Origin of the sequence: Streptomyces sp. NPDC020875, assembly GCF_040641415.1 — a bacterium.
Classification (GTDB): domain Bacteria; phylum Actinomycetota; class Actinomycetes; order Streptomycetales; family Streptomycetaceae; genus Streptomyces.
On record NZ_JBFADP010000001.1, the window covers coordinates 1 to 13,059 of the forward strand.

Annotated in this window: 14 protein-coding genes, 6 tRNA genes and 2 pseudogenes; 9 read left to right on the top strand and 13 right to left on the bottom strand. The window is 73.1% G+C overall.

The window, feature by feature from the left end:
- Nucleotides 1-84: 84 nt before the first annotated feature.
- Nucleotides 85-156: transfer RNA gene (locus tag AB0G74_RS00005), tRNA-Val, on the bottom strand.
- Nucleotides 157-253: 97 nt separating this feature from the next.
- Entirely contained in the window at nucleotides 254-748 is a 495-nt protein-coding gene (locus tag AB0G74_RS00010) for a TIGR02611 family protein (protein WP_361138370.1), read from the bottom strand.
- A 193-nt stretch (nucleotides 749-941) separates the two neighbouring features.
- Here AB0G74_RS00010 and AB0G74_RS00015 point away from each other — a divergent pair, with 193 nt between their 5' ends.
- Complete coding sequence (locus tag AB0G74_RS00015; RefSeq protein WP_003959770.1) at nucleotides 942-1,355, top strand: SsgA family sporulation/cell division regulator; 414 nt, start codon at nucleotides 942-944, stop codon at nucleotides 1,353-1,355.
- Nucleotides 1,356-1,542: 187 nt separating this feature from the next.
- Nucleotides 1,543-2,115, top strand: a complete 573-nt coding sequence (locus tag AB0G74_RS00020; protein ID WP_361138373.1) for a CGNR zinc finger domain-containing protein — start codon at nucleotides 1,543-1,545, stop codon at nucleotides 2,113-2,115.
- Between the two features lie 95 nt (nucleotides 2,116-2,210).
- Here the strand turns inward: AB0G74_RS00020 and AB0G74_RS00025 are convergent, their stop codons facing one another.
- Together AB0G74_RS00025 and AB0G74_RS00030 are read right to left on the bottom strand one after the other, a co-directional pair.
- Entirely contained in the window at nucleotides 2,211-2,378 is a 168-nt protein-coding gene (locus AB0G74_RS00025; RefSeq protein WP_361138375.1) for a hypothetical protein, read from the bottom strand.
- Between the two features lie 145 nt (nucleotides 2,379-2,523).
- Nucleotides 2,524-2,997, bottom strand: coding sequence for a hypothetical protein (locus AB0G74_RS00030; protein ID WP_361138378.1), 474 nt, complete (start codon nucleotides 2,995-2,997; stop codon nucleotides 2,524-2,526).
- A 246-nt stretch (nucleotides 2,998-3,243) separates the two neighbouring features.
- On the opposite strand from AB0G74_RS00030, the gene AB0G74_RS00035 reads away from it, so the two are divergent.
- Entirely contained in the window at nucleotides 3,244-3,783 is a 540-nt protein-coding gene (locus AB0G74_RS00035) for a DsbA family protein (protein WP_361138380.1), read from the top strand.
- Nucleotides 3,784-3,866: 83 nt separating this feature from the next.
- Here AB0G74_RS00035 and AB0G74_RS00040 read toward each other — a convergent pair.
- The 3 genes and pseudogenes from AB0G74_RS00040 to AB0G74_RS00050 all read right to left on the bottom strand — a co-directional run.
- Nucleotides 3,867-4,190 (bottom strand): annotated as a pseudogene (locus tag AB0G74_RS00040) (GNAT family N-acetyltransferase); the annotation flags it as partial.
- A gap of 47 nt (nucleotides 4,191-4,237) precedes the next feature.
- A complete protein-coding gene (locus AB0G74_RS00045; protein WP_361138383.1) occupies nucleotides 4,238-5,068 on the bottom strand; it encodes an aminodeoxychorismate lyase in 831 nt (276 codons plus the stop codon).
- The gene (locus AB0G74_RS00050) at nucleotides 5,068-6,183 is read right to left on the bottom strand and encodes a chorismate-binding protein (RefSeq protein WP_361138386.1); all 1,116 of its coding nucleotides are present in this window, start codon (nucleotides 6,181-6,183) and stop codon (nucleotides 5,068-5,070) included. Before AB0G74_RS00050 ends, AB0G74_RS00045 begins: the two co-directional genes overlap by 1 nt.
- 232 nt (nucleotides 6,184-6,415) lie before the next feature.
- On the opposite strand from AB0G74_RS00050, the gene AB0G74_RS00055 reads away from it, so the two are divergent.
- The 5 genes from AB0G74_RS00055 (at nucleotide 6,416) to AB0G74_RS00075 (ending at nucleotide 6,891) form a co-directional block, all read left to right on the top strand.
- Nucleotides 6,416-6,488 (top strand) — tRNA-Gly (locus AB0G74_RS00055).
- Between the two features lie 36 nt (nucleotides 6,489-6,524).
- Nucleotides 6,525-6,598, top strand: a tRNA-Cys gene (locus AB0G74_RS00060).
- Nucleotide 6,599: 1 nt separating this feature from the next.
- Nucleotides 6,600-6,671, top strand: a tRNA-Val gene (locus AB0G74_RS00065).
- Between the two features lie 21 nt (nucleotides 6,672-6,692).
- Nucleotides 6,693-6,764, top strand: a tRNA-Val gene (locus tag AB0G74_RS00070).
- A gap of 55 nt (nucleotides 6,765-6,819) precedes the next feature.
- A tRNA-Val gene (locus tag AB0G74_RS00075) sits at nucleotides 6,820-6,891 on the top strand.
- Nucleotides 6,892-6,980: 89 nt separating this feature from the next.
- Here AB0G74_RS00075 and AB0G74_RS00080 read toward each other — a convergent pair.
- The 4 genes and pseudogenes from AB0G74_RS00080 to AB0G74_RS00095 form a co-directional block, all read right to left on the bottom strand.
- Nucleotides 6,981-7,277: a zf-TFIIB domain-containing protein gene (locus AB0G74_RS00080; protein ID WP_361138389.1), complete on the bottom strand. Its 297-nt coding sequence runs from the start codon at nucleotides 7,275-7,277 to the stop codon at nucleotides 6,981-6,983.
- A 105-nt stretch (nucleotides 7,278-7,382) separates the two neighbouring features.
- On the bottom strand, nucleotides 7,383-8,363 hold the full coding sequence (locus AB0G74_RS00085; protein WP_361138392.1) for a phosphotransferase: 981 nt from the start codon (nucleotides 8,361-8,363) through the stop codon (nucleotides 7,383-7,385).
- Nucleotides 8,364-8,617: 254 nt separating this feature from the next.
- On the bottom strand, nucleotides 8,618-8,824 hold the full coding sequence (locus tag AB0G74_RS00090; protein WP_361138395.1) for a hypothetical protein: 207 nt from the start codon (nucleotides 8,822-8,824) through the stop codon (nucleotides 8,618-8,620).
- Between the two features lie 188 nt (nucleotides 8,825-9,012).
- Nucleotides 9,013-9,290: pseudogene (locus AB0G74_RS00095) on the bottom strand (hypothetical protein).
- 310 nt (nucleotides 9,291-9,600) lie between these two features.
- Here AB0G74_RS00095 and AB0G74_RS00100 point away from each other — a divergent pair.
- Nucleotides 9,601-10,833 (top strand): serine/threonine-protein kinase, encoded by a 1,233-nt coding sequence (locus AB0G74_RS00100; protein ID WP_361138398.1) that lies wholly within the window; start codon nucleotides 9,601-9,603, stop codon nucleotides 10,831-10,833.
- Between the two features lie 38 nt (nucleotides 10,834-10,871).
- Here AB0G74_RS00100 and AB0G74_RS00105 read toward each other — a convergent pair whose 3' ends face one another.
- Both AB0G74_RS00105 and cobA read right to left on the bottom strand, forming a co-directional pair.
- Nucleotides 10,872-11,690, bottom strand: coding sequence for an RNA methyltransferase (locus AB0G74_RS00105; RefSeq protein ID WP_361138402.1), 819 nt, complete (start codon nucleotides 11,688-11,690; stop codon nucleotides 10,872-10,874).
- A gap of 60 nt (nucleotides 11,691-11,750) precedes the next feature.
- Nucleotides 11,751-13,049, bottom strand: a complete 1,299-nt coding sequence (gene cobA, locus AB0G74_RS00110) for a uroporphyrinogen-III C-methyltransferase (protein WP_361138405.1) — start codon at nucleotides 13,047-13,049, stop codon at nucleotides 11,751-11,753.
- Nucleotides 13,050-13,059: the final 10 nt, after the last annotated feature.

The following is a 13,059-nucleotide window of genomic DNA, read 5'->3' on the forward strand; positions in this document are numbered from 1 at the left end:
GGTATCAATGGTCACGGCGAACCGGGGCAAGCAGCCCAGCCTGGCGCAGCTGCGGGCTTTCGCGGCGGTGGCCGAGCATCTGTGTGGGCGATACTGGGTTCGAACCAGTGACCTCTTCGGTGTGAACGAAGCGCTCTCCCGCTGAGCTAATCGCCCGGGAACGCGCCGCCAACATTACCCCATGTCAGCGGGGCTCCGGACCACCCGGCCGGACGGCGGTCACCCACCGGCCGGACGGCCCCGGTGGCACGTGTTATGTCTCGATCTTCCACGGCATCACGATGCCGAACTTCCAGAGGTAGATCCCGGCCAGTACGGCGCAGATGGCCACCCCGACCGAGGTGAGGATGATGTTCCGCCGCCGTACGCGGGGATCGAGGGCGCGCTGTGCCGCCTCGCTCACCTTGCGCTTGGTCCAGCGGAGCACCAGCTGCGCCCAGACGAACTCGGTCGCCCAGATCGCCATACCGGCGAAGATCACCACCCAGCCGGGGCCGGGCAGGACCAGCATGGCGACACCGGCGCCGACGACCGCCAGGCCGACCAGGAACACCCCGACCTGCCAGCTCAGGTGGAGCGCCTTCGACCGCTTGATGAAGGCCGGCGCCTTGGAACCGAGTACCGGCTCGGGCTGTTCCTCCGGGTCCTTGCCCGTACCGGGCGCGCCGTCGGCGGCCCCCGCCGCCCCCGTCACGGAAGCCGAGTCCTGAGTCACCAGGTTCTCCCCCCGCTCGCTCTCCGTTTTCATGCGTTCAAACGTACCGGATCACCCTCCCGGTTCACCGGATTGGACGTATAACGCAAAGTAATGCAGGGCCGTACGAGCGACATGAAGGATCACAAAACGGTCAGAGGGGTTTACAACGACACCGTAGGTGGCATGTCGATTTCGCCGACGTGCGAATCCCCGAGCGCACACTGAGCGAAAGGCCCTGGCGCTTATGAACACCACGGTCAGCTGCGAGCTGCACCTGCGCCTCGTTGTGTCGAGCGAGTCATCACTGCCTGTACCCGCGGGCCTGCGGTACGACACGGCCGATCCCTATGCCGTGCATGCCACCTTCCACACCGGAGCCGAAGAGACGGTCGAATGGGTCTTCGCCCGCGATCTGCTCGCCGAGGGGCTGCACCGGCCCACCGGCACCGGCGACGTCCGGGTCTGGCCGTCCCGCAGTCACGGTCAGGGCGTCGTCTGCATCGCGCTGAGCTCTCCGGAGGGCGAAGCGCTGCTGGAGGCCCCGGCCCGGGCCCTGGAGTCGTTCCTCAAGCGGACCGACGCCGCGGTACCACCGGGTACCGAGCATCGCCACTTCGATCTCGACACGGAACTGTCCCACATCCTGGCCGAGAGCTGAGGCAGGCCGGGAACCGCCCGGCGCCGTCCTACTCGGGGAGACGGCGCCGAGCGGACCCTCCCATAGGTGACACACCGGTGCCGTCACCGCGTCCGCGCGGTGACGGCACCGCTGCGTTCCGGGGCGAACCGCTAGAGTGCACCGGAATTCGGCGGGCACCGGCCCGCGGCAGGCCATGGAGCGCATCGTGCTGATCCCTCACGACACCAGATTCGCCCTCGACATGGTGGTGGACCTGGTGAACACGGCGCCGCAGGACGATCACGGCGCCGGGGTCACCGAGGAGAGGCTGGCGGACGTGGCCGCCCTCGAAACCTTCGTACAGGCGCACTCCATCAGTGATGTGGGCGAGCTGGGGGGCCGCGATCTGCACGCCGTCCGCCGGGTCCGGGACCGGTTCGCGGAGATCTTCGCCGCCTCCGAGCGGAGGGCGGCGGCGGAGCTGGTGAACGATCTGGTCGCCGAGGCGGGTACCACTCCCCAGCTGACCGATCACGACGGCTACGACTGGCACGTCCACTACTTCGCGCCGGGCGCCTCGGTGGCGGACCATCTGGCGGCGGACGGCGGGATGGCCCTCGCCTTCATCGTCGTCGCGGGCGAGCAGGAGCGGCTGCGGCGCTGCGAGGCACCGGACTGCGGCCGGGCCTTCGTCGATCTGTCCCGCAACCGCTCCCGCCGCTACTGCGACAGCCGGACCTGCGGCAACCGGCTCCATGTGGCCGCCTACCGGGCCCGCCGCAAGGAAGCGGCGGGCTGAGCGGAGAGAGGCCGTACGGAAACCGTTCGCGCGGGCACGGGACGGGTCCGGTTCGGACGGCAGACCACCGGCACCCGCGGCCCCCCGGCAAGCCCTCACAACAGGAACAGATCGTGGACGGCGGCCATCAGCAACAGCACGCCGATCACCGTCAGGAAGATCATCAGCGGCGGCTGGGAGAGCGCGAAGAGACAGCCCCTGGGCTCCTGCGGCTGCTGCGGCTCTGGTGTCGGTACGGGATTCCCCCGCGAGGTATCGAGCATCTCGGGGTGATGATGACGCAGAGCGCGGCCCCTTGATCGCTCAACACACATAGTGGGGGCGGGAGTTCATCACATCCCGCCCCGTCGTCTCACCCCTTGAGAAGTTCCGACCGACCGGTACAGAAACGGCGCCTCCGGCGGGCCGTCAGATGCCGTGCTTCTTGAGGATCGCCTCGATGTCGCTGAAGTCCTCGCCCGCGCCCCCGCCGGACGACTTGCCACCGGACGCGGCCCCGGCGGGCTTCGAACGCTTCCCCGGCCGGGCCTGTCCCGCGCCCAGCGACGGGGCCGAGGCGGCGGGCGCCACGGCGTCCCGCCGGGCCGCCGCCTTCGCCGCCCGGCGCTCCTTACGGCCGGGCAGACCCTTGCGCCGCTCCACGCCCCGGATGCCCATGAACATCGCCCACGCCCCGCCGAGCAGCCCGAACCCGATCCACGCCGTCGGGCTGAAGGCCGTGTCGACCGCCCAGGCGACCGCGCCGGTGAGCACCAGACCGAGCGGGATCAGGGAGTACGCGGCGATCCGCGCGGCCGTCAGAAAACGCCTGCGGTACGCCGTCACCCCGGCGATGCCCAGGCCCGCCGCGGCCACCGCGGAACATATGGTCTCGGCAATCATCCGGTCCTCCTGCTCGGTTCGGCGCCGGTACCCGGCGCCCGTCCATCCTGCTGCCACTGCCGACCCGACCGGGCGGCGCGCGTCGGCGATCCGCCGCACTCGCCGGTTGTGTCCCTTCCATCCTGCACCGACCGACGGCGGCGGGGCCACGGGGACGGGCCGGTCTCAGGGGGATCTCCGGGACGGGATCGTCCCAGGGGCGGGGCCCTCACCCGGGCCGGGCGGCCCGGCTGGGAGACTCACCGTATGAACGACTCCACACCCTCCTCCGTTCCCGCGCCGTCCGCCGTGCCGCCCGCGCCCGTCGTCCTGGACGTCTGGTGCGAACTGCAGTGCCCCGACTGTCTGACCGCCCTCGACGATCTGCGGGCCCTGCGCGAGCGGTACGGCGACCGGCTGGAGGTACGGCTGCGGCACTTCCCGCTGGAGAAGCACAAGTACGCCTTCGCCGCCGCGCAGGCCGCCGAGGAGGCGGCGGCCCAGGGGCGGGGCTGGGAGTACGCCGGGGCCGTGCTCGCCGGGGTGGACGAGCTGAACCGGCGCGGCGAGGAGTTCCTGGTGGCGACCGCCCGGGAACTGGGCCTCGACGACGGCGAGTTCGACACGGCGCTGATCGACGGACGGCACATCCTGGCCGTCGACGCCGACCAGGCCGAGGGCAAGGCGATCGGAGTGACCGGCACGCCGACCTATCTCGTCGGCGGCGAGCGGCTGGACGGCGGCAAGAGCCAGGAGGGGCTGCGGGCCCGCATCGAGGAGATCGCCGACCGGCTGCTCGCGGAGTAGACCCCGGTATTTTTCCGGCGCACCCGTCACAGCAGGGGCTTGCTCCAGAGGACCCCGGTCTCCCCGGCGCCGGACGGCGGCGGGCCGTCCTCGGTGTAGCCGAGGGCGGTGACCAGCCGGACCGCCTCGGCGGCGGCCGGCGGTACGGAGACCCGGACCGTGTCACAGCCCCAGCCGCGCAGTACCTCCTCGGCGGCGAGCGCGGCCACGGTGCCCCGGCCCCGCCGCCGGTCGGCCGGGTCCACATGGAGCGCCCGGAGGGTGCCGGTGCGGGGTCCGGCACCCGGCAGGGTCGCGATCTCGACACCGCCGACGCGGCGCCCGTTGACGCAGATGTCGTAGTCGCGGGCACGGGCGCCGCCGGTCTCGTTCCGTGGCGGCCCGGTCGGCCGCAGGGTCGTCGTCACCGGGGTGTTCTACCCATCCCGGGGACGGTCCCGCACCGGCTTCCGGGTCAGGGAAGCCGGGGATCGGGGTCGGCCGCCGCGCGCTCCTCGAAGATCCGCATGGCCTTGGCGGTGACCGGGCCCGGGGCGCCGGGCAGTTCACGGCCGTCGATCCGGTGGACCGCCTGCACATCGCGGAGGCTGGAGGTCAGGAAGATCTCGTCGGCCCGTGCCAGTACGTCGAACGGCAGATCGGTCTCGGTGGCCCCGGTCCACTCCACCGTCAGGGCGCGGGTGATGCCCGCGAGCGCGCCGGAGGAGACCGGCGGGGTCAGCAGCTCACCGCCGACCACGACGAAGATGTTGGACCCGGTGCCCTCGCAGAGCTGCCCGACCGTATTGGCGAAGAGCGCCTCGGACGCGCCGTGCTCGGCGGCCCTGGCGAGGGCGACGACGTTCTCGGCGTACGAGGTGGTCTTGAGTCCGGTGAGCGCGCCGCGCTCGTTGCGGACCCAGGGGACGGTGATCGCGGCGGTGGTGTCGGGGCGGCGGGCGGCGGGGCCGAGGGCGACCACCAGGGTCGGTCCCGCGGTGCCCCGGTCGGAGCCGAGCGGGGAGATCCCGCCGGTGTAGGTGATCCGCAGCCGTCCCAGGTCGACCGGGTTGGCGTCGAGGACGGCCGCGCAGGCGTGCCGGATCTCGTCGTGGTCCGGGTCGGGCAGTCCCAGTCCGCGGGCGGAGCGGGTGAGGCGTTCGAGGTGGAGGGTGAGGGCGAAGGCCCGCCCGTGCTCGGCCTTGGCCGTCTCGAATACTCCGTCGCCGACGGTGAGACCGTGGTCGAGTACGGAGACCCGGGCCTCCGCGGCGTCCCTCAGCGCACCGTCCACCCACAGCTTCATCAGTACCGTCCTTCCGCGTTCAGGGCGGCCGGGGCCGGATTCACGGCCCCCTCCGCCGGTGCCGCCGCACCAGCCGCACCATCGTCGCCCGACGCTATCGCGAGCAGTCTGCGGGCCTTCAGCTCGGTCTCCGCCCATTCGCGGTCGGGGTCGGAACCCCAGGTGATCCCGGCGCCGGTGCCGAACCGCAGCAGGGGCCGGTCCGGGTCGGCGCGGTCGATCCAGAAGGTGCGGATGCCGACCGCCAGCTCGGCCCGGCCCCGGTCGGCGTCGACCCAGCCGATACCGCCGCAGTACGGCCCCCGGTCCGCGGTCTCCAGCGCCTCGATGATCCGCAGGGCGCTGGATTTGGGCGCGCCGGTGACGGAGCCGGGCGGGAAGGTGGCGCCGAGGAGGTCGCGCCAGCCGCTTCCGGTCCGCAGCTCGCCGCGGACGGTCGAGACCAGGTGGACCAGTCCGGGGTGGGGTTCGACGGCGCACAGCTCGGGCACCGTGACGGAGCCGGTGGCGCAGACCCGGCCCAGGTCGTTGCGGACCAGGTCGACGATCATCACATTCTCGGCGTGGTCCTTCTCCAGCAGATCGGCCGCCGTCCGGCCGGTGCCCTTGATCGGCCCGGATTCGACGGTGGTCCCGGAGCGGCGGAGATACAGCTCGGGCGACGCGGTGGCGATCTCCACCCCGTGACCGGGCAGGCGAATCGTTCCTGCATAGGGGGCGGGGTTACCCCGGGCGAGCAGGGCCGTGAGGGCGTCGACATCGGCCCGCTCCCCCCGCTCCGGCAGTGGAGCGGAGAGCACCCGGCACAGGTTGGCCTGGTAGACCTCGCCCGCCGCGATGTGCTCCCGGATCCGGCGGACACCGGCGGTGTAGGCGCCGCGGCCGAGGGACGAGGTCCAGTCGGCGGCGGCCGGCCCGTGCCAGCGGCCGGGGACGGGCGGCGGCACGGGTCCGGTCCGGACGTCCGCGAACCGGGCACAGGTGATCCGGCCCTCGAAGTCGGCGGAGACGGCCCAGAAGCCCGCGGAGTCCAGGGCCTCGGGATCGTGGGTGACGTCCCGCAGACCGGTGGCGATCAGATGCCCGAATCGGGCCAGCGGAGGGTGGTGGTGCACGATGTCGAGTCTATGACCGGGGCGGATGCGTCCGGGACGGCCGAGGTGCCGGGCCGCCCGCCGGAACCGGACCCGTCCCGGTGGCCGCCCCCGCGGCGTACTGGAGCCGCCTCCGGACGACTGCGGGGCGAACACACGTCAGCACGCTGCGGAAACGCGTTTTTGTGCTGGCCCAGGAATCCGCTAGAGTTCAACACGTCGCCGGGACGCGGAAGCGGACCGGAAACGACAGGCGGACGTGGCTCAGTTGGTAGAGCATCACCTTGCCAAGGTGAGGGTCGCGAGTTCGAATCTCGTCGTCCGCTCGATGTTGGGGGATCTTCCCGAACCCCCGCACTCCGGGTGGAGTGGCCGAGAGGCGAGGCAACGGCCTGCAAAGCCGTCTACACGGGTTCAAATCCCGTCTCCACCTCCAAGGACGATTAGCTCAGCGGGAGAGCGCTTCCCTGACACGGAAGAGGTCACTGGTTCAATCCCAGTATCGTCCACCGGATCCTCCGGGATCCCCCGCGCGATTAGCTCAGCGGGAGAGCGCTTCCCTGACACGGAAGAGGTCACTGGTTCAATCCCAGTATCGCGCACGCGGGCCGTACGGCCCCGAACGCCTTCCGGCGGGCTCGCCCCCGGTCGGTTCCCGCGCGATTAGCTCAGCGGGAGAGCGCTTCCCTGACACGGAAGAGGTCACTGGTTCAATCCCAGTATCGCGCACACCTCCGGAACCCCGGTCGCCTTCTCGGTGACCGGGGTTCCGTCGTTCCCGGGGTCCGGGCCGCGCGGGTGGCCGCGGCCGGGGCGGGTCAGGAGGAGAAGAGCATCCGGCCGAAGCCCCGGCGGTGGCCGTGGTGACCGCCGTGATGGCCGCCGTGGTGACCACCGTGCTGCGGGGCGCCCCAGGCGGGCGCGTGGGCCGCGGGGTAGGCGGCGGGCGGCGCGGGCGGCGGCGGGGCCTGCTGGACCCACTGCGATTCCAGTCGGGTCAGCGACTCCAGCTCGCCGTAGTCGAGGAATATCCCCCGGCAGCCGCCGCACTGCTCGATCTGGACACCACTGCGGTTGTACGTCTGCATCAGCGCGTGGCACTTGGGACACTGCATCGTCGGGCTCAGCTCCTCGCCTGTCGTTCCGTGCGGCCCGGTTGAGGTGCCCGGCCGCAGCAGCACCCTACGTCGGCCCGGCGGCGCCCGACGAGGGCTTCCGGGTCACAACTCCGGTGCCAGCCGGGCGATCCGGACACAGGCTTCCAGAACGGCCGTATCGGTCTCGTCGGGCTCCTGTTCCTCCCGGGCCGCCCGGACCAGGGCGAGCGCCGCGCTCTGCACGGTGAGCGCCCGGGCCGGGACGTCCAGCCGGGCCCACGGGTCCGCCGGGTCGACGGCCGCTCCCCCGGCCGCCGTGTACGTGTCGAGGAAGCGGCCCCACACCTCGGGCGCCAGCAGCCCGGCGGCGAACCAGGCCGCCGGGCGGGCCAGGTCCCAGGCTTGGTCGCCGATACCGAGATCGTCGACGTCGATCAACAGCCACGGCCCGTCCGGGGCGGGGCTCCGGACCAGCTGGCCCAGGTGGAGATCGCCGTGGCAGAGCCCGGCGGGCCCCGGCGCGGCGGCCTCGCCCCGGGCCCGGGCGGGCAGCCGGTGCCAGGCGCGCAGGACGTCCCCGGCGGCCGGATGACGGGTCTCCCGCCGCATCCGGGCGATCGCCAGGGCCGCCTTCGCCGGGCCCCGCGCCGGGGGCGGCGGTCCCGGCAGGGACTCGGGCGGGACCGCGTGCAGCCGGGCCAGCAGGGTCGCGGTCTCCTCCCAGGGCGCGGCGTCCGGGTCGGCCGGGTCCACGGGTGATCCGTACGGCCAGTGGCTGACCAGCCGCCCGGGGACGGCGGGCGAACCGGCGGGCGGGAAGAGCGGGGGCAGCAGGATCCCGGCGAGCCGGGGATCGGCCGCGATCGCGAGCCTGGCGCGGAGTTCCCGGGGATCGGCGGCTTCGTCGTGCGCCTTGGCGACGGTGTTCCCGTGGCGTACGACCAGTCCGTCGGGGCGGTCCGCGAGCACCTCGGGTCCCCGGGCGCAGCCCCGGCAGGCCGGATCGGCCGCCGTCCCCGGTCCGGGGTGCGCGGCGTCCCGGGCGATCCGGACGAGCGCGTCGACGGCGGCAGGGGCGGTGGCGGCGGTCGCGCTGATGGTCACTCCCCCGGGTGCGATACGGCTGCGGGGCGAGCCTACGCCGCCGCGCGGGGGACGCCGAGATCGCTTCAGGGGCTGAGAACACGGAAATCCGTACACGCGGAAGAAGCGGCGGGAGCCGGGAAGCCCGAAAACGCGGTAGCCGGTCAGCTCCCCAGCTGACCGGCCACCACTTGCCGTCCGCCGCACCCCCGTCCCCACGGGGTTATGGCCGGATGTCCCCGACCCGGACCGCTCTTCCGGGCCCGGGGCGCCGCTCAGCGCCCCAGCATCACGCCCACGGACGACGCCTGTGTCACTACCGCTTCCAAGCCACCGATGACATAGAGCAGCAGTGCCGCCAGGGGAAGGACCATGGCCGTGGCCACCAAGGGGTGGCGGCGACCGGCCCGCCGGTCGCCGAACGGGGCGACCGCCCGGCGTTCCCGCGTCCGGATCATGGTCCGGGTCACCGTGTCCGCCATGGTCCCTCTCCTGTCGTAGTTGGCAGCGGCGGGTGTCCGACCTCGGGGGACGAGTACCGCACCCGCCGCTTGACCTCAACTTTAGGTTTCCGGCGGGGGCCGAACGTCATGCCCGCGTACCGATTGCCGGGCCTCCGAGAGGATGAGCCGAGACCCTCCGATGTACTCCCCTGGGTGGAGAAGCCTCCTCAGGTCTGAGGGGTTTCCCTGAGGGGAGGCTCTTCGGCCTCGTTCCCGGGGAGGGGCCGCTCCACCGATGCGAGGACAACCGACGACATACGACGCCCCGGTCGGCCGTGAAGCGGGCCGTCCGGACCACGGCCCCGCTCCGGGTGACTTCCCTCACTTCGACCACCCGTCCGTGGACGGCGGCCTCCACCCGGCGCCCTGCCCGGCTTGCCACGACTTCGTACGTACGCGTGCTGTCGCCCCCGGCCAAGGCGGTCTCCGCGCGATCACCTCTCACTGATCCAATCCCCCTCGGGTGACGGTCCGTTGAGTTCACGCGCGAGCCCGGGGAGCCGGTGTCTCCACCCCCTGACCTCCGGTCAATTCTCCCACCGGGCACTGACAATCGATCGCGGCGAGAGGGCGCGGCCTATGAGCGCACCGGGGCGGGGGTACGTAAGCTGTGCCACGTCGGGACGGAAGATCGGCCCGGCGCCGGTCGGGCCCGGTCCCACGGGACGGCGGGCCGGGAGTCCGGCGCAGCAGGGTGGGGCCGCCCACCGAGGCACACAGGGTGGGGCTCCGCCCACGTAGGCAGGGGACGGACGATGGCGATGATGCGGCTCCGGCGCGAGGACCCGCGTGTCGTCGGCTCGTTCCGTATTCACCGGCGGCTGGGCGCGGGCGGGATGGGCGTCGTCTATCTGGGTTCGGACCGGCGCGGCCAGCGGGTGGCACTGAAGGTGATCCGCCCGGATCTCGCGGAGGACCAGGAGTTCCGGTCCCGGTTCGCCCGGGAGGTGTCGGCGGCCCGGCGGATCCGGGGCGGCTGTACGGCCCGGCTGGTGGCGGCGGATCTGGAGGCCGACCGGCCGTGGTTCGCCACCCAGTACGTGCCAGGCCCCTCCCTCCACGACAAGGTCAACGAGGAGGGTGTGCTCCCGGCCGCCGAGGTGGCCGCGATCGGCGCCGCGCTCTCGGAGGGCCTGGTCGCCGTGCACGAGGCCGGGGTGGTCCACCGCGATCTGAAGCCGTCGAACATCCTGCTCTCGCCGAAGGGCCCGCGGATCATCGACTTCGGGATCGCCTGGGCCACCGGCGCCTCCACCCTCACCCATGTCGGCACGGCCGTCGGCTCCCCCGGCTTCCTCGCCCCCGAACAGGTCCGAGGGGTGGCCGTCACCCCGGCGACCGACGTCTTCGCGCTCGGCGCCACCCTCGCCTACGCGGCGACCGCCGACTCCCCCTTCGGGCACGGCGGTTCGGAGGTCATGCTCTACCGGGTGGTGCACGAGGAGCCGCATCTTCAGGGCGTACCGGACGCGCTGGCGCCGCTGTTGCGGGCATGTCTGGCGAAGGATCCGCTGGAGCGCCCCAGCACCCTCCAGCTCTCCATGCGGCTGAAGGAGATCGCGGCCCGGGAGGCGCAGGGCCCGGCCGACAGCAGACCGCCGGTGCCGAGGGAGCGGATCGACACCCGTGGCGGGCAGCCGGCCCGCTATCCGCAGCGTACGGAGCGGCTGGACCGCACGGAACGGCTGGAGCGGACCGAGCGCGATCCCCGGGAGCGCGAGCGGCGGACCGGTGAGCGCCGGACCGGCGGTGGCGGGGCGGGTCCGCGTTCGCAGCCGTCGCGGACCGGGGGCTCCTCCCGGCCGGGCGCCTCGCGCGGCGGCGCGCCGTCGTCCGCCCGGGGCCGTCAGGGCGGGCGCCCCGGGCCGCGTACCACTTCCACGGGCCGGCGGCCCGCCAATCCGCGGCTGCTGCGCCAGCGGATCGTGGTCTTCTTCGTGGTGACGCTGATCGTCGCGCTGGGGATCGCGGCGGCCCAGCAGCTGTAGGCCGTACGGCCGCAGGGTGGGACCCGTGCTCCCGCGGGTCAGTCGCCGGGGCGGCCGGACGCCACGGCGTAGAAGGCGACGGCCGCCGCCGCGCCGACATTGAGCGAGTCGACGCCGTGGGCCATCGGGATCCGGACCCGGTCGTCCGCCGCGGCCAGCGCGCGGGCCGACAGTCCGTCGCCCTCCGCGCCCAGCATCAGCGCCACCCGCTCCATCCGGTGCGGGGCCGCCTCGTCGATCGCGGTGGCCCGCTCGTCGGGGGTGAGGGCGAGCAGGGTGAAGCCCGCCTCGCGGACCGTCTCCAGGCCCCGGGGCCAATTGTCCAGCCGGGCGTACGGGACGGAGAAGACGGCGCCCATGGAGACCTTCACCGAGCGCCGGTACAGCGGGTCGGCGCAGTCCGGGGAGAGCAGTACGGCGTCCATGCCGAGGGCGGCGGCGCTGCGGAAGATCGCGCCGATGTTGGTGTGGTCGTTGACGGACTCCATCACCACCACCCGGCGGGCGCCGGTCAGCAGTTCGGCGGCGGTGGGCAGCGGCTCGCGCCGCATGGAGGCGAGCGCGCCCCGGTGTACGTGGTAGCCGGTGACGCGTTCGGCGAGTCCGGGGTCGACGACGTAGACGGGGGCCGGGCTCTCGTCGATGACGTCCCGCATGGCGTCGACCCACTTGGCCGACAGCAGCATCGACCGCATCGCGTATCCGGCGTCCCTCGCCCGGCGGATGACCTTCTCGCCCTCGGCGATGAAGAGCCCTTCGGCGGGCTCCCGGCGGCGCCGCAGTTCGACGTCGGTGAGGCCGGTGTAGTCGCTCAGCCGGGGGTCGTCGGGGTCTTCGACGGTGATCAGATCAGCCACGGGTCGGTACTGCCTTCTCCGGGGACGGGTGCCAGAGCCCAAAGCCCGGGCAGAGGTCGGTTACTGAAGGTTACCGGGGGCGGGGGCGATAGGGCCGATTCCGGCGATCCGGGCGGCGACGGCGACCACGTCCCCGACGACGATCACCGCGGGCGGCCGGACATCCTCGGCGGCGACGACCTCGCCGACGGTCGCGAGGGTGGCGTCCACCCTGCGCTGGGCCGCGGTGGTGCCCTCCTGGACCAGGGCCACCGGTGTCGCGCCGTCCCGGCCGTGCGCCATCAGCGCCCGGGCGATCGCGCCGATCTTGTCGACGCCCATCAGGATCACCAGCGTGCCGCGCAGCCCGGCGAGGGCCGCCCAGTCCACCAGGGACCGTTCGTCGTCGGGTGCAACATGGCCGCTGACCACGGTGAACTCATGGGCGACGCCCCGGTGGGTGACCGGGATCCCGGCCGCGCCGGGCACACTGATGGAGCTGGAGATCCCGGGGACGACGGTGCAGGGGATGCCCGCCTCGGCGAGCGCCTCGGCCTCCTCCATGCCACGGCCGAAGACGAACGGGTCCCCGCCCTTGAGCCGGACCACCGCGCGCCCGGCCTTGGCGTGCTCGATCAGGGCGTTGTTGATGGCCTCCTGGGCCATGAACCGGCCGTACGGGATCTTCGCCGCGTCGATCACCTCGACATGCGGCGGGAGTTCGGCGAGCAGATCGCGGGGCCCGAGCCGGTCGGCGACCACGACATCGGCCTCGGCGAGCAGCCGCCGCCCCTTGACCGTGATCAGCTCGGGGTCGCCGGGGCCGCCGCCGACGAGGGCGACGCCCGGGGTCCTGTTCCGGTGCCGCCCGGCGGTGATCGTCCCGTCGCCCAGCCCCTCCACGAGGGCGTCGCGGACGGCGGCCGTACGGCGCGGATCGCGGTCGCGGACCTCGGTGGTGAGGACGGCGACGGTGACTCCGGCGGAGTGGCCGGTGGCGGGGGTGAGGGCGGTGGCCGCGTCGGCGTCGTCGGAGCGGACGCACCAGACCCGCCGCGCCTCGGCGTCGGCGGAGATCCGGTCGTTGGCCTCGGGGTCGGACGAGGCGACGACGACGTACCAGGCGCCGTCCAGATCGCCGTCCCGGTAGCGGCGGCGCTCCCAGCGCAGCTCACCGGCGGTGACCATGGCCTCCACGGAGGGCGTGGCCGACGGGGAGACCAGCACGACATCGGCGCCCGCGGCGATCAGCGCGGGCAGCCGGCGCTGGGCGACCTGCCCGCCGCCGACCACGACGACACGGCGGCCGGAGAGCCGCAGCCCCACGGGGTAGGCGGGGTGCGAATGCGCTGGCGTCTGCTGGGGCTGGGGCTGGGACATGGCGGGAGGG

Coding starts and splice junctions, on each gene's coding strand:
- AB0G74_RS00100 (WP_361138398.1), top strand. CDS start 9,601: ATGGCGATGATGCGGCTCCGGCGCGAGGACCCGCGTGTCGTCGGCTCG.
- AB0G74_RS00030 (WP_361138378.1), bottom strand. CDS start 2,997: ATGATTGCCGAGACCATATGTTCCGCGGTGGCCGCGGCGGGCCTGGGC.
- AB0G74_RS00010 (WP_361138370.1), bottom strand. CDS start 748: ATGAAAACGGAGAGCGAGCGGGGGGAGAACCTGGTGACTCAGGACTCG.
- AB0G74_RS00015 (WP_003959770.1), top strand. CDS start 942: ATGAACACCACGGTCAGCTGCGAGCTGCACCTGCGCCTCGTTGTGTCG.
- AB0G74_RS00080 (WP_361138389.1), bottom strand. CDS start 7,277: ATGCAGTGTCCCAAGTGCCACGCGCTGATGCAGACGTACAACCGCAGT.
- AB0G74_RS00045 (WP_361138383.1), bottom strand. CDS start 5,068: ATGAAGCTGTGGGTGGACGGTGCGCTGAGGGACGCCGCGGAGGCCCGG.
- AB0G74_RS00025 (WP_361138375.1), bottom strand. CDS start 2,378: ATGCTCGATACCTCGCGGGGGAATCCCGTACCGACACCAGAGCCGCAG.
- AB0G74_RS00090 (WP_361138395.1), bottom strand. CDS start 8,824: ATGGCGGACACGGTGACCCGGACCATGATCCGGACGCGGGAACGCCGG.
- cobA (WP_361138405.1), bottom strand. CDS start 13,049: ATGTCCCAGCCCCAGCCCCAGCAGACGCCAGCGCATTCGCACCCCGCC.
- AB0G74_RS00035 (WP_361138380.1), top strand. CDS start 3,244: ATGAACGACTCCACACCCTCCTCCGTTCCCGCGCCGTCCGCCGTGCCG.